This is a genomic window from Janthinobacterium sp. HH106 (assembly GCF_001758725.1).
Lineage (GTDB): Bacteria > Pseudomonadota > Gammaproteobacteria > Burkholderiales > Burkholderiaceae_D > Janthinobacterium.
In genome coordinates, this window is record NZ_LRIC01000051.1 from 139,087 (window position 1) to 159,602 (window position 20,516).

Annotated in this window: 8 protein-coding genes; 4 read left to right on the forward strand and 4 right to left on the reverse strand. The window is 62.7% G+C overall.

Annotation, left to right across the window (positions count from 1 at the left end; all coding sequences use genetic code 11):
* The first annotated feature begins 31 nt into the window (after positions 1-31).
* Genes JAB8_RS20170 through tldD form a run of 3 tightly spaced genes read left to right on the forward strand, consistent with a single transcriptional unit; the run spans position 32 to position 6,529 of the window.
* The gene (locus JAB8_RS20170) at positions 32-4,207 is read left to right on the forward strand and encodes a YhdP family protein (protein ID WP_343216107.1); all 4,176 of its coding nucleotides are present in this window, start codon (positions 32-34) and stop codon (positions 4,205-4,207) included.
* A 36-nt stretch (positions 4,208-4,243) separates the two neighbouring features.
* Positions 4,244-5,044, forward strand: a complete 801-nt coding sequence (locus JAB8_RS20175) for a carbon-nitrogen hydrolase family protein (RefSeq protein ID WP_070291147.1) — start codon at positions 4,244-4,246, stop codon at positions 5,042-5,044.
* Positions 5,045-5,068: 24 nt separating this feature from the next.
* Positions 5,069-6,529, forward strand: a complete 1,461-nt coding sequence (tldD, locus tag JAB8_RS20180) for a metalloprotease TldD (RefSeq protein WP_070291148.1) — start codon at positions 5,069-5,071, stop codon at positions 6,527-6,529.
* Between the two features lie 375 nt (positions 6,530-6,904).
* Here tldD and JAB8_RS20185 read toward each other — a convergent pair whose 3' ends face one another.
* Positions 6,905-9,745 (reverse strand): TonB-dependent receptor, encoded by a 2,841-nt coding sequence (locus tag JAB8_RS20185; protein WP_070291149.1) that lies wholly within the window; start codon positions 9,743-9,745, stop codon positions 6,905-6,907.
* A 498-nt stretch (positions 9,746-10,243) separates the two neighbouring features.
* On the opposite strand from JAB8_RS20185, the gene aroG reads away from it, so the two are divergent.
* Entirely contained in the window at positions 10,244-11,308 is a 1,065-nt protein-coding gene (gene aroG, locus JAB8_RS20190; RefSeq protein ID WP_070219338.1) for a 3-deoxy-7-phosphoheptulonate synthase AroG, read from the forward strand.
* 75 nt (positions 11,309-11,383) lie between these two features.
* Here the strand turns inward: aroG and JAB8_RS20195 are convergent, their stop codons facing one another.
* From JAB8_RS20195 to JAB8_RS20205, 3 genes are all read right to left on the reverse strand, one after another.
* Entirely contained in the window at positions 11,384-14,227 is a 2,844-nt protein-coding gene (locus tag JAB8_RS20195) for a TonB-dependent receptor (RefSeq protein WP_070291150.1), read from the reverse strand.
* Between the two features lie 356 nt (positions 14,228-14,583).
* A complete protein-coding gene (locus JAB8_RS20200) occupies positions 14,584-17,262 on the reverse strand; it encodes a TonB-dependent receptor (protein ID WP_083287819.1) in 2,679 nt (892 codons plus the stop codon).
* 178 nt (positions 17,263-17,440) lie between these two features.
* Positions 17,441-20,221 (reverse strand): TonB-dependent receptor, encoded by a 2,781-nt coding sequence (locus tag JAB8_RS20205; RefSeq protein ID WP_070291151.1) that lies wholly within the window; start codon positions 20,219-20,221, stop codon positions 17,441-17,443.
* Between the last annotated feature and the right edge of the window lie 295 nt (positions 20,222-20,516).

Sequence of the window (20,516 nt, forward strand, 5' to 3'; positions counted from 1 at the left end):
CTTATTGATGCAAAAACCGCCAGAAGCAAGCGTGACAGAGCATGTGCCCTTGGCCCTGCGCTGGCAGCGGCTGCGTGCCGCCTATCGCCTGGCCAACCTGGCCACCCACCATGTGCTGGGTTTTACCATCAAACTGGTGCTGCTCGCGTATTTCGCCTTCGCCGTGCTGTTTTTATTCCTGCGCTACGCGATCCTTCCGAATATCGATTATTACAAAGGCGATATCGAGCGGGCGGCCAGCCGCGCGCTGGGCAACCCTGTCAGCATTGCGCGTATTTATGCCTCCTGGCATGGCGTGCGGCCCAATCTCTTCTTCGGCGACGTGACCCTGCGCGACCAGGCGGGCCGCCAGGCGCTGAGCCTGCCGAGCATATCGGCCACCGTGTCGTGGTGGAGCGTGCTCGGTTCCGTGCGCTTCACTACCCTGGAAATCACGCGGCCCGACCTGGACGTACGGCGCAGCAAGGATGGCAAGCTGTATGTGGCCGGGGTGTTGATCGACAGCACGCAAGGCAGCGATGGCAAGGGCGCCGACTGGCTGCTGTCGCAGCATGACATCATTATTCGCGACGGCAAGGTGCGCTGGACGGACGAAGCGCGCGGCACGCCGGAGCTGGCTTTGTCCCAGGTCAATCTGCTGCTGCGCAACCGCTGGCGCAGCCACAGGCTGGGCTTGCAGGCCACGCCGCCCGCCAGCCTGGCCGCGCCCATCGATGTGCGCGCTCACTTCACGCATCCGCCTTTCAGCACACGCATCTCCGATGTATCGATGTGGAAGGGCGAGCTGTACGCCGACCTGAAAAACGCCGACCTGGCCGCCTGGCGCCGCTACCTCGATTACCCGTTCGAGCTGAGCCAGGGCAAGGGCGCGCTGCGCGCCTGGCTGAGCCTGGATCACGCGCGCCTGGCCGGCTTCACGGCCGACGTGGGCTTGACCGAGGTGCAGGCGCAGCTGGGCGAGCATATCGCGCCGCTCGACCTGCTGTCGGTCAGCGGACGCATTTCGGCCAAAGAAGAGCTGTCGGCGCAGGTGCCCGACGGTAAGCCCACTTTTGGCGTGAATGGCCATCAGGTGGAGTTGACGAATTTCGCGGTGGAAACCCGCGATGGCCTCAGCCTGCCGCCCACGACCTTGTCCGAGCGTTTCATCGCTGCCACGAAGCGCAAGCCGGCGCGCACGGAAATCACGGCCAAATCGCTCGATTTGCAAACCCTGGCCGCGCTGGCCGACAAGCTGCCGCTGGGCGAGCAGCAGCGCCAGCGCCTCGACGCCCTGGCACCGCGCGGGCGTTTGCAGGATTTTTCAGCGCAATGGGAAGGCGAGATGGCCACCCCCGCCAGCTACCGTCTGCGCGGCAAGCTCATCGATCTGGGCCTGAATGCGCAGCCGGCGCGCCTGGCCGTGGCGAAGACGGCGACCAGCCCCGCGCAGGCCGCCGCGCCCGCCATTCCCGGCTTCGATAAGCTCAGCGGCAGCATCGACGCCAATGACAAGGGCGGCACCATTGCCATCTACGCGCAGGACCTGGTGCTGCAATTGCCCACGTACTTGAGTGAGCCGGCCTTGCCGTTCGAACAATTCGCCATGCAGGCGCGCTGGACGTTTGAAGCGGCCAATATGCTGCGAGTCGAGCTGGACAAGCTCGATTTCAATCAGCAAGGCTTGCGCGTCGCCTTGCAAGGCACGCACCGGATGCCGCTCGACGGCAAGAACCTGGGGCAGGTCGATTTGACGGGCACGATCGACAATTTCCAGATCAACACCATCGGCCGCTACCTGCCGCTGCAAACGCCCGAGCACCTGCGCCACTGGCTGACGGGGGCGCTGGAAGGCGGCATGGCGCACGATGTCAGCCTGCGCCTGCGCGGCGAACTCGAACATTTTCCCTTCAAGGCCGACACGCCCGCCCAGCGGAATGCCGCCCAGCGCAATCGCGGCGACTTCCGCGTGGCCGGCAAGATCGAGAATGGCAAGCTGAACTATGCGCCCGGCGAATTTGCGGAAAGCGGTCCGCTGGCGGGCAAGGCGCCCCTGTGGCCGCAGGCGGAAAAGATCAAGGGCAGTTTTGTGTTCGAGCGGGCGCGCATGGAAATTCGCGGCGACACGGCCACCACGGGCGGCGTGGCCTTGACGAATGTCAAAGCCGTGATCCCCGACCTGACCGTCTTCGACACCTTGCTTGACATTGAAGGCAATGCGGCCGGCCCGATGCAGGAATTCCTCAAGTACGTGACGGCCAGCCCCGTGCTGGGCTGGATCGAGCATTTCACGGACGAAACGACGGCGACGGGCAACGCCAGGCTGGCCCTCAAACTGCACTTGCCGATCGAGCGCATGCTCGAGTCGACCGTGCAGGGCAGCTTGCAGCTGGCGGGCAACGACGTGGTGCTGTTCCACGACATGCCGCCCGTGCTGGGCACGCAGGGCAAGATCGAGTTCAACGAAAAGGGCGTCAACCTCAATGGCTTGAATGGCAGCCTGCTGGGCGGGCCGCTGGCCATCTCGGGCGGCACGCAGGCGGACAGTTCGATTCAAGTGAAAATCGCCGGCAACATGACCATCGACGGCTTGCGCAAGACCTATCCGGCGCCCGTGCTGCAGCGCCTGGCGAAACATTTGAATGGCGGCGCGCGCTACAATGGCTTGATTACGGCGCGCGACCACCAGGTGGTGGTCAATGTCGAGTCGCCGCTGACGGGCCTGGGCCTGGATTTCCCCGCTCCCCTGAAAAAGCCGGCCGGCGACAGCCTGCCCGTGAAATTCACCCTGACGGGCAATGCGGCCAATGGCGCGGGCCTGCGCACGGATGATATCCGTATCGCGCTCGGCTCCGGCATCGCTGCCCGTTACCAGCGCCAGAAGCAGGGCAAGGACGCCTGGCGCCTGGTGCGCGGCGGCATCGGCGTGAACGTGCCGGCGCCCGAGCCCGATAGCGGCATGATGCTTAACGTCAACATGAAAACCCTGGACGTGGACAGCTGGATCGCCGTCGGCAGCGAGATCGCCGGCAGCGCCCCGGCGTCCGGCGACAGCGGCGCCGCCGACGATGCGCCCGATATCGCGCAATATGTGGTGCCGGACATGATGGCGGCCCGTGCCAGCGAACTGATGCTGGGCGAGCGCAAGCTGGAAAACGTCGTGGTCGGCGCCACGCATCAAAAGGATGTGTGGCAAGCCAATATCGACGCAAAACAAGTGTCGGGCTATGTGACGTGGCTGGAAACGCCGTCCGGCCTGGGCAAGATGACGGCGCGCCTGTCGTCGCTGATCATTCCGGAGTCGGCCGCCAACGACGTCAAGAATTTGCTGGAAGGAAAGAGTGGCGCCCAGTCGATCCCCTCGCTCGATATCGTTGCCGAGCAATTTGAACTGTTCAACAAGAAGATCGGCCGGCTGGAGTTGCAGGCCTATAACACGATGGCGGCGGGCGGGCGCGAGTGGCGCGTGGGTAAGCTGCAACTGTCGAACGCCGATGGCGCGCTGAGCGGCAGTGGAAAATGGGTCATCAAGGACGGACAAAGCACGACCAGCCTGCGTTTCGGCCTCGATATCGTCGATGCGGGCAAGCTGCTCGACCGCTTCGGCTTTGCCGACACGGTGCGCCGCGGCAAGGGCCGTCTGAGCGGCGATATCGCCTGGAATGGCTTGCCGTATTCGCTAGACATTCCCACCTTGTCGGGACAGATCGAGATGAAGGTGGAATCGGGCCAGTTCCTCAAACAGGACCCGGGCGCGGCCAAGCTGCTGGGCGTACTCAGCCTGCAAGCCTTGCCCCGCCTGCTGAAACTCGATTTCCACGACGTGTTTTCCGAAGGCCTGGCCTTCGACGGCATCACGGCCAACGCCAGCATCAAGCGCGGCGTAGTGACCACCGATAACCTCAAGATGCATGGCGTGGCGGCCACCGTGCTGATGGATGGCACGGCCGATATCGCCAATGAAACGACGAATTTGCACGTGGTGGTGATCCCCGAATTTAACCTGGGAACGGGACCGCTCGTGTACGCGCTGGCCGTCAATCCCGTCATCGGCCTGGGCAGTTTCCTGGCGCAATTGTTCCTGCGCGCGCCCGTGATGAAGGCACTTACCTACCATATGCAGATCGCCGGCCCGTGGAAATCGCCCGTCGTGACCAAGCTCGATGGTGGTAAATTGGAACCTGTCGCCATGCCCGCAGCGGCGGTGAACGATGCCGTGGCGAAATAAGTGCCATTCGGCAAGGTCGAATGTACAAGAGGTGAAATGATGCATACAGTTGCAGCAGTACAAATGATTTCCTCGCCTTCCGTGGAAGACAACCTGGCCACGGCGCGGCGCCTGGTGGCGCAGGCCGCCGCCGGTGGCGCGCAGCTGGTGGTGCTGCCCGAATACTGGGCCATCATGGGCAAGCAGGAAACGGATAAGCTGGCCCACGCGGAACAGCCTGGCAGCGGCCCCATCCAGGATGGCATGGCGCAGATGGCGCGCCAGCACGGCATCTGGCTGATCGGCGGCACCTTGCCCCTGATTTCCGGCGAGGAGGGCAAGGTCCTGAACACCACGCTGGTGTACGACCCGCAAGGCGAGCCGGCCGGCCGCTACGACAAGATCCACCTGTTCGGTTTTACGCGCGGCACCGAGTCGTACAATGAATCGCGCACCATCGTGCCGGGCGCGCAGGTACGCGCTATCGAGACGCCGTTCGGCCGCGTCGGCCTGTCCATCTGCTATGACCTGCGCTTTCCCGAACTGTACCGCGCCATGGGCGATTGCGCGCTGATCGTCGTGCCGGCCGCGTTTACCCATACGACGGGCAGCGCCCACTGGGAAGTGCTGCTGCGCGCGCGCGCCATCGAAAACCAGTGCTATGTGCTGGCCTCGGCGCAGGGTGGCCTGCATCCGAACGGCCGCCGCACCTGGGGCCACAGCATGCTGATCGACCCGTGGGGCGAAGTGATCGCCGTGCTGCCGGAAGGCGAGGGCGTGGTCAGCGGCGAGATCGACCTGGTGTTTTTGGCCGGCGTGCGCGAGTCCCTGCCCGCGCTAACCCATCGGACGATGTAAATTGAATGTTGAGAAAAGATAGCCATGATTCCATTTGAACCCAATCTGTCCAGCCTGGCCGTGGCGCGCGATATCCTGCTCACGCCGTTCGGCCTGGACGAAGACAAGCTGCTCAAAGCCCTGGGCACGATGTTTACGCACAAGGTCGACTATGCCGACCTGTATTTCCAGTCGACCAAGAGCGAAGGCTGGAGCCTGGAAGAGGGCATCGTCAAGACGGGCAGCTTTTCCATCGACCAGGGCGTGGGCGTACGCGCCGTGTCCGGCGACAAGACGGCGTTTGCGTACTCCGATGACATTTCCGAGCGGGCCCTGCTGGAAGCGGCAGCGGCCACGCGCACGATTGCGCGCGCGGGCGCCGGCAGAATCAAGATCGCGGGCCGGATGCAGCCGCAGGGCGGACGCTCGCTGTACCTGCCCAACGATCCGCTCGCCTCGCTCGATGCCACGGCCAAGGTGCAGCTGCTCGAGCGCGTGGAAAAGATGGCGCGGGCGAAAGACCCCCGGGTGGTGCAAGTGATGGCGGGCCTGGCCGGCGAGTACGACGTGGTGCTGGTGCTGCGCAGCGACGGCGTGCTGGCGGCCGACATCCGCCCGCTGGTGCGCGTGTCGCTGACCGTGATCGCGGAACAGAATGGCCGCCGCGAAACGGGCTCGGCCGGTGGCGGCGGGCGTTTCAGCTACGACTATTTCAGCGATGCCGTGCTGGAGCAATATGCCAGCGATGCCGTCAATTCGGCGCTGGTGAACCTGGAAGCGCGCCCCGCGCCCGCCGGGCCCATGACCATCGTGCTGGGACCGGGCTGGCCCGGCATCTTGCTGCACGAAGCGATCGGCCATGGCCTGGAAGGCGATTTCAACCGCAAGGGTTCGTCCGCGTTTTCGGGACGCATCGGCGAACGCGTGGCGGCCAAGGGCGTCACCGTGGTCGATGACGGCACCCTGGCCGGCCGGCGCGGTTCGCTCAATATCGACGACGAGGGCAATCCCACGCAGTGCACGACCCTGATCGAAGACGGCATCCTGAAGGGTTACATCCAGGACACGATGAACGCGCGCCTGATGAAGATGCCCGTGACGGGCAACGCGCGCCGCGAATCGTTCGCCCACCTGCCCATGCCGCGCATGACGAATACGTATATGCTGGGTGGCGACCAGGACCCGGGCGAGATCCTCGCTTCCGTGAAAAACGGCTTGTATGCCGTCAACTTCGGCGGTGGCCAGGTCGACATCACGAATGGCAAGTTCGTCTTTTCGGCCAGCGAAGCGTACATGATCGAAAACGGCAAGCTCAGCTATCCGGTGAAGGGCGCCACCCTGATCGGCAACGGCCCGGACGTGCTCAACCGCGTCTCCATGATCGGCAACGACATGCGCCTCGACTCGGGCGTGGGCGTGTGCGGCAAGGAAGGGCAAAGCGTGCCCGTGGGCGTGGGGCAGCCGACCTTGCGCCTCGACGGCATCACGGTCGGCGGCATGGCCTGATTTTTCTGGACACTGCGCGGCCAACACGGTTGTCGGATTACGCCCTCCGGGCTAATCCGGCCTACTTTTCCGAGATGGCGCTCGCGTAGCTCGGGTTAGCGCAAGGCGCGTAACCCGACACCATTGCCAGCCGCGTCAACACGGTTGTCGGATGACGCGTGGCTGCGCCCCGCTAATCCGACCTACCTGCTGTGAGGTCAACGCGATTGTCGGATTACGCCCTCCGGGCTAATCCGGCCTACTTTTCCGAGATGGCGCTCGCGTAGATCGGGTTAGCGCAAGGCGCGTAACCCGACACCACTGCCGGCCGCGTCAACACGGTTGTCGGGTTACGCGTGGCTGCGCCCCGCTAATCCGACCTACGCTCCCGATTTTTCAGAACTTGTATTTCACCCCCGCACTGATGAAGCGTCCCGCCGCGCCCGCGTAGTCGAGCGGGTTGTAGCCCGTGGCGCCATACGTCAGCGGGTCGAGCGGGGCGATCTTGTCGAACAGGTTTTGTATCGTCGCAAACACTTCCAGCTTGGGCGTGGCCAGCCAGCGGGCCGTCAGGTCCACCGTGGTGAACGAGGCGATGCGGCAGCCGCGCGGCGCGTCCGTGCCGTCGGCAAAATGCGTGGCGCAGCCGTCCGGGTCATTCTTGAACCGCACGTTGTCGAGCGGGGCGCGGTAGTTGACGTTGGCCGTGACGCGCCAGTTCTGGCGTTCCCAGGTGGCGCCCAGATTGATGCGGTCGTCCGGCGTGCCCATGCAGTTGGACACGTCGCAATTGCCATGCGTGCCGGCGAAATCGCGCTGCGTGCCATCCTGTTCCGTGCGCAGCCATTTGTACAGGTGCGTCCACTTCAGGTCGAACACCAGGTTGCCATAGTCGCTGCCCAGGTTGAAGCGCTGGCGCGCGTCGATATCGATGCCGCGCACCGTCGTTTGCGCCGAATTCACATAGTTGGCCAGCACGGCCGTGATGGCGCCCGGATCGCCGGGAATACCGGTGGCCGTGGACGGGTCGCGCGCCACGTTGCCGGCGGCAATGGCCGCATCCGTCTGCTCCTGGTTGATTTCATTCTTGCGGCGGATTTGCCACAGGTCGACGGAAATGCTGCTGCGCGGCAGCGGGTCCCACACGGCGCCCACGGAATAGCTGCGCGAACGTTCGGGCGACAGGTTCGGATTGGGCGAGGTGATGACGGCGATCGGCGCCGGATCGCAGGCCACTTCCACGCCCAGCGCGCAGCGCAGCGGATCGCTGGCAGTGGAGAACGCGGCCAGGCCGCCGACGCCGTTTTCCGCCGCGCTTGGAGCGCGGAAGCCCTTGGCAAAGGTGCCGCGCAGGGCCAGTTCGCGTATGGGCGTCCATTTCACGCCCACTTTCGGCGTGTAGGAATTGCCCACGTCGGTAAAATGGTCGGCGCGCAGGGCGCCCGACAGTTCCACGGTTTTCAGCACGGGCGCCAGCACTTCGGCATAGATGGCCGAGGCGTTGCGGCTGCCCTTGTAGGCGGAATAGCCGAGGCCAATGATATTGCCCCGTTCCGTGCCCGTGGTGGGTTTGAGTTCCGTCGCTTCGTGACGGAATTCTGCGCCCACGGCCACACCGAGGCCGCCGCCGTCGAGCTTGGCCACCTCGCGGCTGGCCTTGAAGTCGATCTGTGCGATATGCGTCTTGGCGTCGTTCGAGATGCGTGGCGACAGGGCCGCGTACAGCGCGGGCGAATTGAGGCCCGCGTTTTCCGCGATGCGCCACAGGCTGCCCGCCGGCAGGGCCGCATACGCGGGGTTCAGGCTGGCAGCCGCCACATTGGCGGCTGTCGGGTTGAGCAGGGCGAAGGCGACGTCGCGCTGCAGATAGCCGTTCAAGTCGTTCGAGACCTTGTTCTGCGAGTACAGCAAGGCGCTGTCGATATCCCAGCCCGCCACGCTACCCTTGATGCCGGCCACGAAGCGCGTGAAGGTGGAGTCGACTTCCGACAGGCGCGGCCCTACGTCGGCCGCCAGGTAGCGCAGCCGCGCCGCCGTGCCGAAATACGGGTTGTCCGGGTGCGCAGCACCGAGCGACACGCCGGCATTGCTGACGGGGCCGCCCGGATAGCCGACCGAACCGCTGACCGTCGAGGGCGTGGTGACGGAATTCGATTCGCTGTGATACACGTTCAATTCGGCATACGTTTGCAAGGCAGGCGTCAGTTGCCAGGCGGCGCGGCCGAAGAAATTAATGTTCTTTTGCTTGGGCTGGATCTGGCCGTATTGCTGCGCGGCATCGGTCAGGCAGCCGCCGCCCGGGTCGCCCTGCGGATGTGTGGTGAAGTTGCCGCAGGCGGCGCCGGGGAAGGTGCGCGTAAAGCCCACGCCGGCCAGGTTGCCGCGGTTGTAGTAGTCGAGCGTGTCGGGATTGCGCACATTGCCGTTGACGGCGCTGCCGGCCGCGTTGTTGGTGGTGATGGCGCCCGCGCCGCTGAGCGACTCCTGCGCGCTGAAGCCCTGGTCGCGCAAGTCGCTGCGGCCGACGGCGCCCCGTCCGGCCCGGTCGCGGTTCCAGATGGCGGCCTTTTCGCTGTACTCGAGGTTCAGCAGCACGTTGTAGCGGTCGCTGTCGATGTCGCCGAAGCCGTGCGTGATGGCGGCGCGCGCGTCGCGCCCGTCCCATTCCTTCGTTTTGCCGTAATTGCCCTTGATGGCCGTGCCCTGGTAGTCGCGCCGCAGGATCACGTTGACCACGCCGGCGATGGCGTCCGAACCGTAGATGGCCGAGGCGCCATCCTTGAGGATTTCCACCCGTTCCACCGCTTCCAGGGGAATGATGTTCAGGTCGGCAAATACCTTCTGGCCATCGTCGGCCAGGCCATATGGCGCCACGCGGCGCCCGTTCAGCAGCACCAGGGTCGAGGCCGTGCCCAGGCCCCGCAGCGACACGCCGGAAGCGCCGGCGGCAAAGCCGTTGCCGAAGGTAGTGGGCACGGAGCCCTGGTTGTCGACGGCCAGGGTCTGCAGCAGTTCGGCCACGCTGGACTTGCCCGATTTTTCAATGTCGGCCGCGTTCAGGGTTTGCACGGCCGACGCCGTTTCCGCCTGCGCGCGGCGGATGTTCGAGCCGGTGATTTCCACGCGGGCAATGGGAGCCGCTTCCTGTGCCAGGACGGGCAGGGCGAGCAGGGCGCTTGCCAGAGCCAGGCCCATGCGTGGCGGTGAAAATGGATGGACAGATTGTTTGTAGATCATGCGAGTCTCCGGAAGGTCAGACAGAAAAAGGTGAGGTACACCTTGCAGTCTTGGCCGTGCGGCCTGGCGGGGATTCGATCTACATCAGTAGTGCGTCGCTTCCCAAGGTCAAAACGGGCTGGCGTGGCGTGCGCGCCACGGCGGCCCCAGCGTTGTTGGCCAGCCGGTGCGGACCTGCAGCGCGCAACTTTTTACGCTTTTTGGCGTGTTTTTCAGTGTGAAACGGCAGCGGCATGCGGCTTTGCCGACAAATACGCTTGCCAACCCTTGCGATTTAGGTTTATAGTCGATCATCACTTAGGGATGACTCGCATGTTCGCTCGCCACTTTTTTACCGCTTATTTTTACTTTAGCAATTCCTACCCCAAAGGCGGTGGAGTAGCGGTCGGTTCACGTAGCAGCAAAAAACGAGACCCCAGCACATTCTAAAAAACCGCCACTGATGGCGGTTTTTTTTTACCCAGATGTTTTACCCATCCTTAAATTTTGGAGAAAATGATGCCCCGCACCGATGATTTGCGAATTCGCGAAATGAAGGAATTGACCCCGCCGTCCCACCTGATCCGCGAATTCGCCTGCTCGGAGCAAGCCGGACAGACCGCCGCCAGCGCCCGTATCGCCCTGCACCGCATTTTGCATGGCCAGGACGACCGCCTGATGGTGGTGATCGGGCCTTGCTCCATCCACGACACCAAGGCGGCAATGGAATATGCGCGCCTGCTGGTCAAGGAGCGCGCGCGTTTCGCGGGCGAACTGGAAATCGTCATGCGCGTCTACTTCGAGAAGCCGCGCACCACGGTGGGCTGGAAGGGCTTGATCAACGACCCGTACATGGACAACAGCTTCCGCATCAACGACGGCTTGCGAATGGCGCGCGAATTGTTACGCGATATCAATGAGCTGGGTTTGCCTGCCGGTACCGAGTTCCTCGACGTCATCAGCCCGCAATACATCGCCGACCTGATCAGCTGGGGCGCCATCGGCGCGCGCACGACGGAGTCGCAGGTGCACCGCGAGCTGGCGTCGGGATTGTCGTGCCCGGTTGGCTTCAAGAATGGCACGGACGGCAATGTGAAGATCGCCGTGGAAGCCATCAAGGCCGCCTCGCAGCCGCACCATTTTCTTTCCGTCACGAAGGGCGGCCACTCGGCCATCGTCTCGACCAACGGCAACGAGGATTGCCATATCATCTTGCGCGGCGGAAAAACGCCGAACTATGACGCGGCCAGCGTGGACGAGGCGTGCAAGGCCATCGCCGCGCAAGGGCTGGCGGCGCGCCTGATGATCGACGCCTCGCATGCGAACAGCTCGAAAAAACCGGAAAACCAGATCCCCGTGTGCGCCGACATCGCCAGCCAGGTGGCGGGCGGCGATGGCCGCATCGTCGGCGTGATGGTGGAATCGCATCTGGTGGCGGGGCGCCAGGATTTGATCCCCGGCAAGGAATTGATCTATGGCCAGTCCGTCACGGACGGCTGCATCGACTGGAGCGCCAGCGTGGCCGTGCTGGAAAACCTGGCGGCGGCCGTGAAGCAGCGCCGCTTGCAGGGCGACGCGGACTAACATGGCGCGCAGCATGAAAAAAAGCCCGGAAAGATAAGCTTTCCGGGCTTTTTCAGTTTTCAGCTGACAGGAAGCTTAGAACTTGTAGGAACCGCTCAGGTAGAACTGGCGGCCCAGGGCGCTCGAGTACGATGGGTTGTAGCCCACTTGATGCGAACCCGTGTTACGCAGGGTGAACGGCGGATTGCGGTCGAACAGGTTCAGGATGCCGCCCGTGATTTCCACGTTCTTCAGCGGACGGTAAGCCGTCTGGAAGTCGAAGGTGGTGTAGCTCGGCACTTCCAGCTGGATGCCATAGCATTCGCCAGGGCTGCCGGCCACGATCACGGCGCAATCGTCAGCCGTCTGTTCCTTGTCCGTGTAGCCGTTGCGGTAGCTGGCGCTCAGCGTATGCGTGAACTTGGCCGTCTCATACGAGGTGGTGGCGCGGATGATGTTGCGGAAGCTGACCTTGTCGTTCGAACCGTAGCGATTCAGGCTGGTTTCCCATTGATCATCGGTGCCCGGCGTCGTGTAGCGCGAACGCAGCAGGTAGGTACCCATCAGGCGGCTCGTCAGGCGGCCATCCAGCAGCTTCATCTTATGGGTGAAGTCGTAGTCGATACCGCGGTTTTCCACCTTGCCGATGTTAATCGGCAGCAGCTTGATGGCCAACACGTCCTTGCCCGTCGAGCTGATGTGCTTGGTGGTGAACAGGTTGGCGTACTTGGCAGGATCGTTGAAGATCAGGCCTTCCGAAACCGCCGTGACCTGGTCGCGGATTTCCACGTTCCACAGGTCGAACGACATCGACAGGCTGTCGATCGGCTCGAACACGGTACCGATGCTCCATTGCTTCGACGTTTCCGGCTTCAGGTCCGGGTTGCCGCCCTGGAAGGCTTCGAACTGCTGGCGTCCGACGCCGCTGCAGTAGCCGGCCAGCGGGTGGCCGCCCATGCCGTTCGCCGCCGTCAATGGGCATTGGTAGTTACCGCCCGTGACGCCCCAGTCTTCCAGTGGGCCAGCGATTTCCTGCATGCTGGCGGCGCGGAAGCCGGTACCGGCAGCGGCGCGGAACATCAGGCTCTTGGTGGCGGAATACTTGCCGCTGACTTTCCAGGTGGTGGCGTTTTCTTTCTTGCCTACCGTCTTGCCTGTCAGCTTGTCGTCGATGGATCCGATCTGGTCATAACGCAGCGAGCCGGTCATTTCCAGTTTTTTCGAGATCGGCATCATCAGCTCGGCGTAGGCGCCGGCATTGTCGCGCGCGTATTCGCTGTCGACTTGTGCATTGTCAAACAGGATCTGCGCCTGCCTGGCGACGTCGGCCTGCTTCACCTTGTACGAGGTGTTGCGGTAGTCGGCGCCCACACCCAGCATGGCCGTGCCGCCTGGCAGCGAGAACACAGGGCGCGAAGCGCGGCCGTCGATGCCCTTCATTTCCACGGTTTGCGTGTTGTAGGTGCCGCTGAAGCCCGTGCCCAGCAGGGCCTGGCGCATGGCGTCCGGCATGGAACCGACAGGGTAGGCGAACGGGTCGATATTGCCGGCGGCTACTTGCGCGTCGAATTTGTCGGCCAGCGGGAAGCCGCTGACGTATTTCTGCGTCTGCTTGTTTTTCGAGTACGTCACGGCCGAGTTGATGTCCCAGCCGAATGCATTGCCATCGATGCCGGCGACGATGTGAGTGGCCTTGGTGCCGTAGTCGTACACGCGGTTGCCCATTTCCGACAGGCGGTATTTTGCGACGGCGCCCGTGGCGTTGGCCAACTGCGCCGGCGTCAGGTTCGGCGCCAGATATTTGTTGAACAGCGGCGAGCCGACATCGACGGAGAAATCGGCCGGGTACGGCGCGATGCTGGCGACGACGCGCGCTTCCGTGTAGGCGAGGTCATAGAAACCCTGGAAGCCGGTTTTGCCCAGCTTGACGGTGCCCGAGCTGAAGATGGCGTCGCGCTTCGATTCGGGATTGATTTCGATGGTCGATGGCGAATCGAAATAGCAGTTGCCGTCGCCATAGAAATCCATGTTGCTGGCGGCGCATTTGCCGCCATGGGCCAGGGCGTACGGGTTCAGATTGACGTTGTCGATGAAGGGCTTGTTGGTCTCTGGGTTGATGACCACATTACCGTTCGCATCGGTGCGTTTGTAATCGACCGTGGCATTGCCAGGGGCCGAGCGCGAGGAACCGTTGATGAATTGCAGTGCCTTGCCGGTCTTCGGATCGTTGAAATTGATGATGCCGCTTTTCGCGAAGCTGCGCTGCGATGCCTTCAGCGATTTTTGTTCGTCATGGCTGGCCGACACGAAGATGCTGTAGCCGTCTTCGTCGATATCGCCGAAGCCCTTGCTGATCGAGATCGAGTTGCTGGCGCCGCCTTTTTCTTCAGGACGCGAATACTTGGCATTGATTTCCAGCGGCGATGCGCCTTTTTTCAGGATGAAGTTGACCACGCCGGCGATGGCGTCGGCGCCGTACAGGGCCGAGGCGCCGTCCGTCAGCACTTCCACGCGCTCGATGGCCGACAGGGGGATCGAATTGAGGTCGATGGTGGTGCCGGAATTGGATGGCGCGATACGGCGGCCGTTCAGCAGCACCAGCGTGTAGGCCGCGCCGATATCGTGGATCGAGGCCGTGGTGACGCCGCCACCGCCGCCGCCCACCGAATCGGCGGCCACGGAGAAGCCCTGCATCGCAGGAATTTGCTGGATGAAATCGGTCACCGTGGTGACGCCGGTTTTCTTGATGTCTTTCTGGTTGAACGACTGCACCGGCAGCGACGCTTCGGAAGCGATGCGCTTGATGCTCGAACCCGTGACTTCCACGCGTTGCATGGTGCCATCTGTTGTTTCTTGTGCGTACGCGGCGTGCATGCTCAGGGCCATGCCGCCTGCAAACATCAGGCGCAGCGACCGCGATATTACATTTTCTATCATCATCTGAAATTCCTTGTTATTGTGATAAAGGCGGCAATTATTTTGAAATAACTTGTTGCTTGCCAACAATTTATTTGCCTTTTTGAAAATCCACCAATGAAAATTCTGTAAATTTTCTGGGCCCTCATCAAAACATTCACGATTCAGATTGTCAATTTCACGCGGACTTTTTGGACGAAATGCAACATTTCCCTGTTTTTTTTGTAATCCTTCAGCAATAAAGTATCGTGAACCCTTGTCAGCCTTGCTCAGATGCGTAAAATAAAACGGCGCACATCATTGCTGATGGCGCCGCTTTTCTGTTGCTGGCACGCTGTTGCCAGCGCTGCCTGTTTTATCTATTGACCTGAAAATTCCCCTTAAAACGTATAGCTGCCGCGCAAGTACCAGGCGCGCCCGATCGGGTCCGTGTAACGCGGGTCGTAACCTTTCTGGAACAAGGTGCCCTGGTTCGAGAACGGCGGTTCCCTGTCGAACAGGTTTTTCACGCCGGCCGTCAGCAGCAAGCCTTTCCACGCGTAGCTGCCCGACACGTTCAGCAGGCTGTACGACGGCACATCGTGGCGGAACTGCGGATCCACCAGATTCTGATCCGTGTAGCCGGACTTGAACGATTGCGATACGGTGGCGCCCCAGTTGCCCATGCGCCAGTTCAGCGCGGCCGTATGTTTCCAGCGGAACACGGGATTGTTGTCCGCGTAGCGGCCCACGTTGGCAATGAAGGCGCCGCCCCGTTCGTTCTGGTAGTCATACTTGCGGGTCCACGTGCCATCGACCGACACGCTGACATCGCCATACGCGCCACGGGCCAGGCGCGCATTGAGGCTGACGTCGATGCCGTCCGTTTTCACTTCGCCGAGATTGTCGTTCAAGTCCAGGATGGCGTAGGGCGAACCATCGGGATTGCGCAGGAACAAGGCCTTGTATTTTTCGTAGTTGCCGAAGATCGATTGCTCGGGCAAGGACGAAATCTTGTCCTTCAAATGGATGTTCCAGTAATCGATGGCGAGCGTGACTTCCTTGATGGGTTCGAGCACGAGGCCGACGGCAAAGGTCGTGGATTTTTCCGGTTTCAGCTTTTCATTGCCGCCCTGTAGCTTGAATTGCTGCAGGTCGCAATCGCGCAAGGGGTTGGCACCGGGCTGCGGCACGCCGCCGGGGCACAAAATCGGGTCGTCATAGGTATCGTTGGTATCGTTCTTCGACGGCGGCGCATTCTTTTCAAACAGGGTGGGCGCGCGGAAACCCGTGCTGGCCGAGCCGCGCAGCACCAGCGCGCTGCTGGCCTGGTAGCGCAGGGCCAGTTTCGGATTGGTGGTGCTGCCCACGTCGCTGTAGTGGTCGAAGCGGGCGGCCAGCTGCACTTCCAGGTCCTTGATCAGCGGCAAGTTGACTTCGCCGAAGACAGCTTCGATGGTACGCGAACCGCTCTTCGACAGCGAGCCCGACAGACCGGAACTGGCAGCCTGGCCGGCGATGTCGCGGTTGACGTTGAAGTCGGCCTTTTCGCGCCGCGCCTCGCCGCCCAGCGCGATGGCCAGCGGGCCGCCGGCCAGCTGCATCAGTTCGCGGCTGCCCTTGATGTCGAAGCCCGTGGTGGTGACCTTGGCGCTTTGCACTTCGCCGCGCAGTGCCGTGCTGGCCAGGTAAGCCTTGCCGGCCGCATCCTGCTCGCCGAAGGGATTGAGGATGCCGTTCAGCACGCCGGCGGCAAAGCCCGCATCCTGCACATAGCCGTTCGTGAATTTTTCCGACGACTTGCTGATGGCATGGCTCAGGCCCGTCTTGTAGTCCCAGCCGGCCAGCTCGCCTTCGAGGGCCAGCACCAGGCGGTCCGCCTTGCCGTCCGAATCGATCTGCCGCTGGCCCGCCTCGACGGGGCGCCAGTTGACGCTCAGCGGCTGGCCCGACAAGCCCGGCTGGGCCGGTACGCCGCCCGCATTGCCCGGATAATATTTGCTGCTGATGGGCAGAATCAGGCCCGTTTGCGGCGGCGGCGCCGTGCGTGCCTTCACCTTGTTTTCCGAATGCAGGTATTCCACCGTGGCCAGGTGGCCGCCGCCCAGCTTGAAAGCGCCCTTGCCGAAGAAGGCTATTTGCTGCTGTGCGGGCAAGTCGTCGATCTGGCGCGTGTAATCCTGGCGGCAGGTGCCGTTCGCCGGCACGGCCGGTACCGACAGCGGCGGCAGGCAGCCGCTGGCCGCGTAGGGGTTGCCGGCCAGGCCATTGCCGCCGTTGGCCGCCGCATCGAAGTAGTTGCCAGGAAACGTCGTGCCGCTGGTAATGGACAGGCCGCGCGAGGGGACGATGCCGGTGGCTGAAAAAGCACGGTCCTGCGACGTGAGCACGTTTTGCTTGTGGTAGTCGAGCACGCCGAAGATATTGTAGCCGTCCGTGTCGAGCTTGCCGAAACCCGTCGACAGGTTGATGCGGTGCTCGCCGCCGCCCTTGTGTTCGGGGGCGACCACTTCGGCCGTGATGTTCGTGACGTTGACCGAGCGCTTGGTGATGAAGTTGATGACGCCGCCGATGGCGTCCGTGCCATAGATGGCCGAGGCGCCGTCGCGCAGCACTTCGACGCGCTCGAGGGCGGCAATCGGAATGATGTTCAGGTCGACGCTGGCGCCGTCATACGGATGGTTGGCGATGCGCCGGCCATTGAGCAGGACCAGGGTCTTGTCGCCGCCCAGGCCGCGCAAGTCGGCGCTGGCCTGGCCGCCCGTGGGCAAGCCGCTGGTATTGCCGCCGACGGCATTGCCGCTGCCCATGCTGGACGCATTCGAGGGTATCTTGCTGAGCACTTCCTGGGCCGTCGTCAGGCCCTGTTTGGCGAAATCCTCGGCCTTGAAGATGGACAGGGGTGTCGCCGTTTCCGAGACGAGGCGCTTGATCGAGGAACCGGTGACTTCGACGCGCTGCATGGCGGGAGGCTCGCCGGCGGCGCCGGTGTCCTGCGCCATGGCCGCATGGCCATACGCGCCGAGCAGGGCAGCGCACAACAGGCGCAAGGTAGGGGAGGGACTGCGGGTTTGCGTCATCTGACACTCCTGTGGCTTGGTCATGGGCCAAGTGGCCTGCAAGGGAGTTTTACAGGCGCACAGCAGGTCAGGTTTGCGCTGGCGCAATAGGCGTGTGGATGAGTGCCTTGCGCCACAGTCGCGGACGAAAAAAAGGCGGTGATTGCTCACCGCCTTGCGCCAGGATACGGGTTTATGCTTAGAAAAACTTGTAGCTGGCGCCCAGTTTGAAGTAGCGGCCGATGGCGCCGCTGGCATCCATCGGGTTATAGCTCATGCCGCCGTAGGTCAGCGGGTCGAGCGGGGCGATCTTGTCGGTCACGTTGTTGATCGAGGCAAACAGTTGCAACTGTTTGTTGACGTTCCAGCGGCTCGACAGGTCGAGCGTGGTGAACGAGGCGAGCTTGCAACCGTTCGGCGCCGGCGTGCCGTTCGCCAGTTTGGAGGCGCAAGGATCGCCTTCAAACTTGATATTTTTCATATCCGAACGGTAGTTCAGCACGCCGCTGACGTTCCAGTTGCCCAGGTCCCACGAGCCGGTCAGATTGATCTTGTCCTTCGGCGTGCCGGCACAGTTGGAGGTATCGCAATTGCCATGCGTGCCGGCGAACTGGTAGCGCACGGTGGCCGACTCGGCGCGCACCCACGAGGCGATGTGGGTCCAGGTCAGGCCGAACGTGGCGCGGCCGTAGTCGCCCAGGCGTACGCGCTGCTTGACGTCCAGGTCGATACCCTTGATCTCCGTGTAGCTGGAGTTGCGGTACGGTGCCTTGGTGATCAGCAAGGTGCCCGTGTTCGGCACCACTACGCCATTGATGGTCAGGTTATTGTCGGCGCGCACGGCCGTCGGCAGGGCGGCCGCTTCGTTGTACGGCAGCGGGTTGATCTCGTTTTCGCGCTTGATCTTCCAGGCATCGAGCGACAGGCTGGTATCGTTGAACGGATCCCACACCAGGCCCAGGGTGTAGCCCTTGGACTTTTCCGGCTTCAGGCTCGGGTCGCCGATCTTGACGGCCGCCACCTGCAGTTCGCAATCGCTGGCATTGGCGCCCGGCAGGCGGGTGCCGCCCGGGCAGCGCACGGGATCGCTGACGGTCGAGGTGCCCGTCGATTGCGAATTGGCATTGCTTTCCGCCGGTCCTGGCGCGCGGAAGCCTTCCGAATACGTGCCGCGCACGGCGAAGGTTTTCACCGGCGTCCACTTGGCGCCCAGTTTCGGCGTGGTCGACGAGAAACGGTCATATTTGTCGTAACGCAAGGCGCCCGATAGCTCCACCGTCTTGATGACGGGCGCCAGCACTTCGAGGAACACGGCCGAGACCTTGCTGTCGCCCTTGGCCGCCACATAGCTGGAGTTGATGGAACCGTCCTGCGTGCCCGACAGCGAAGGATTGTCGAGCTTGTCGCGGCGGTGTTCCGCGCCCACGGCCAGGCCCAGGGTGCCGCCCGGCAACTGCATCAGCTCGCGCGATGCCTTGAAGTCGATGATGTCGAGCTTGGTGGTGGAATCGGAGGTGGCGTTCGTCACCATGGCTGCGTACAGCGAGGCGGGATTCTTGCCCGCCTGCGCGCCGATGTAGTACGGGAAATATTGGCTGTTCGGATTGCCCAGCGCATCCTTGACGACGGCCATGTTCAGCATATTGCTGTAATCGAGGTGCAGCTTCGATTCCGAGTGCGTATAGCCGGCATCGTAGTCCCAGCCCATGGCGTTGCCCTTGACGCCGAGCACGATGCGGTTGAACTCATTGTTGGCCTGGCGCGTGCTGGCGCCCGCATCGAAAGCCTGGTAGCGCACGCGCACCGGCACGCCATACGGATTTTGCGGATGGTTGGCGGCCAGCACAATGGTGGTACCGGCGCCGGAACCGTAGTTGACGACGCCAGTCGGGCTGGTGGCGTTCGGCGGGAAGGCGATGGTCGGCGTGATCGATGGCGGGATCAGGGTGAAGGCCGTATCGCGCTTCGAGTAGCCCGCTTCCGCATACACCTGGGTGTCGGCATTGACTTGCCAGGTGCCGCGCGTGTACAGGTTGATCGATTCGATCTTCGGCTGCATCGAGCGGAACTGGTCGTGGTGCCACAGGCAGCCGCCCTTCGGATCTTGCGGCGAAGACACGGACAAGCTGGAGCAGCCGGGCAGGGATACATAGTTGTTGGTGACGGGGTCGCGGATCAGGCCCGTCGGCGAGGGATTGGCGTCGTTGTTGCCATTGATGTAGCCGCCGGCGAACTGGGTGTTGATCGCATAGCCATACGGACGCAGGTCGGCCTTGCCTATCCATTTGCGGCCGGCGCGGTCATTGTTCATCAGCATGTCCGATTTGCTGTACTCGGCATTGAGGACGAAGTTGAATTTATCCGTATCCAGGTTGCCCTTGCCGAAGGTCAGCGAGGCGCGGTGCTGCTTGGCGTCGCTGTCGCCGGAGATGCCCGTGTCGCCTTTCAGGGTCAGGCCTTCGAAGTCCTTGCGCAGGATGATGTTGACGACGCCGGCGATGGCGTCCGCGCCGTAGGTCGACGAGGCGCCGTCCTTGAGGATTTCGATGCGCTCGACGATCTGCATCGGCACGGTGGACAGGTCGGTAAAGCTCTTCTGGCCGTCATCGGCGCGCGCGAACGGCGCCATGCGGCGGCCATTGAGCAAGACCAGGGTCGAGGTGGCGCCCAGGCCGCGCAGCGAGATGGCCGTGGAGCCGGCGGCAAAGCCGTTGCCGAAGCCCGTCGGCAGGGAGCCGGCGCCATCGGCGGTCAGGGTTTGCAGGTATTCGGCCACGGTGGCCTTGCCCGATTTCATCAAGTCGTCGCGGGTGATGAGCTGTACCGGCGACGCGGTCTCGGCCGTAGCCCGTTTGATGCTCGAGCCTGTAATTTCCACACGTTGTACATTGGCGTCTTGCGCCATTGTCGGCGCAGCCATCATGCCCAGGCTGAGCGCTGCTACGCTACCCGAAAAAATCAGGCGTACGGAGCGGGACATCACTGTTTCCATCATCATTCTCAGAACTCCGAAAGTATGCTCGGCCGGCCCTTGTGCGGCACAGCTTTGCCAGGGTGATAAAGATTGCTGCGTCGGCAATCGCTATGGATCAAACGGCATATCGTGTGAGCCGTCGTGATCGATAAGACCATTTGTCGAGAAACCTTGTCAACGCACACACACCCGCTTTCAGCATGGAAACAACAGTGTTTTTTATAATGTTGACGTGTTTCAATATTTGCAATTATTTCAATGTTGCACTGCGATGCGCATTTTCCGTACTGCGATAAAAACG

What these genes read in the sequence shown, in the direction of transcription:
- JAB8_RS20175 (WP_070291147.1), top strand. Translation starts at nt 4,244, where the DNA reads ATGATGCATACAGTTGCAGCAGTACAAATGATTTCCTCGCCTTCCGTG.
- tldD (WP_070291148.1), top strand. Translation starts at nt 5,069, where the DNA reads ATGATTCCATTTGAACCCAATCTGTCCAGCCTGGCCGTGGCGCGCGAT.
- JAB8_RS20185 (WP_070291149.1), bottom strand. Translation starts at nt 9,745, where the DNA reads ATGATCTACAAACAATCTGTCCATCCATTTTCACCGCCACGCATGGGC.
- aroG (WP_070219338.1), top strand. Translation starts at nt 10,244, where the DNA reads ATGCCCCGCACCGATGATTTGCGAATTCGCGAAATGAAGGAATTGACC.
- JAB8_RS20195 (WP_070291150.1), bottom strand. Translation starts at nt 14,227, where the DNA reads ATGATGATAGAAAATGTAATATCGCGGTCGCTGCGCCTGATGTTTGCA.
- JAB8_RS20200 (WP_083287819.1), bottom strand. Translation starts at nt 17,262, where the DNA reads ATGACGCAAACCCGCAGTCCCTCCCCTACCTTGCGCCTGTTGTGCGCT.
- JAB8_RS20205 (WP_070291151.1), bottom strand. Translation starts at nt 20,221, where the DNA reads ATGTCCCGCTCCGTACGCCTGATTTTTTCGGGTAGCGTAGCAGCGCTC.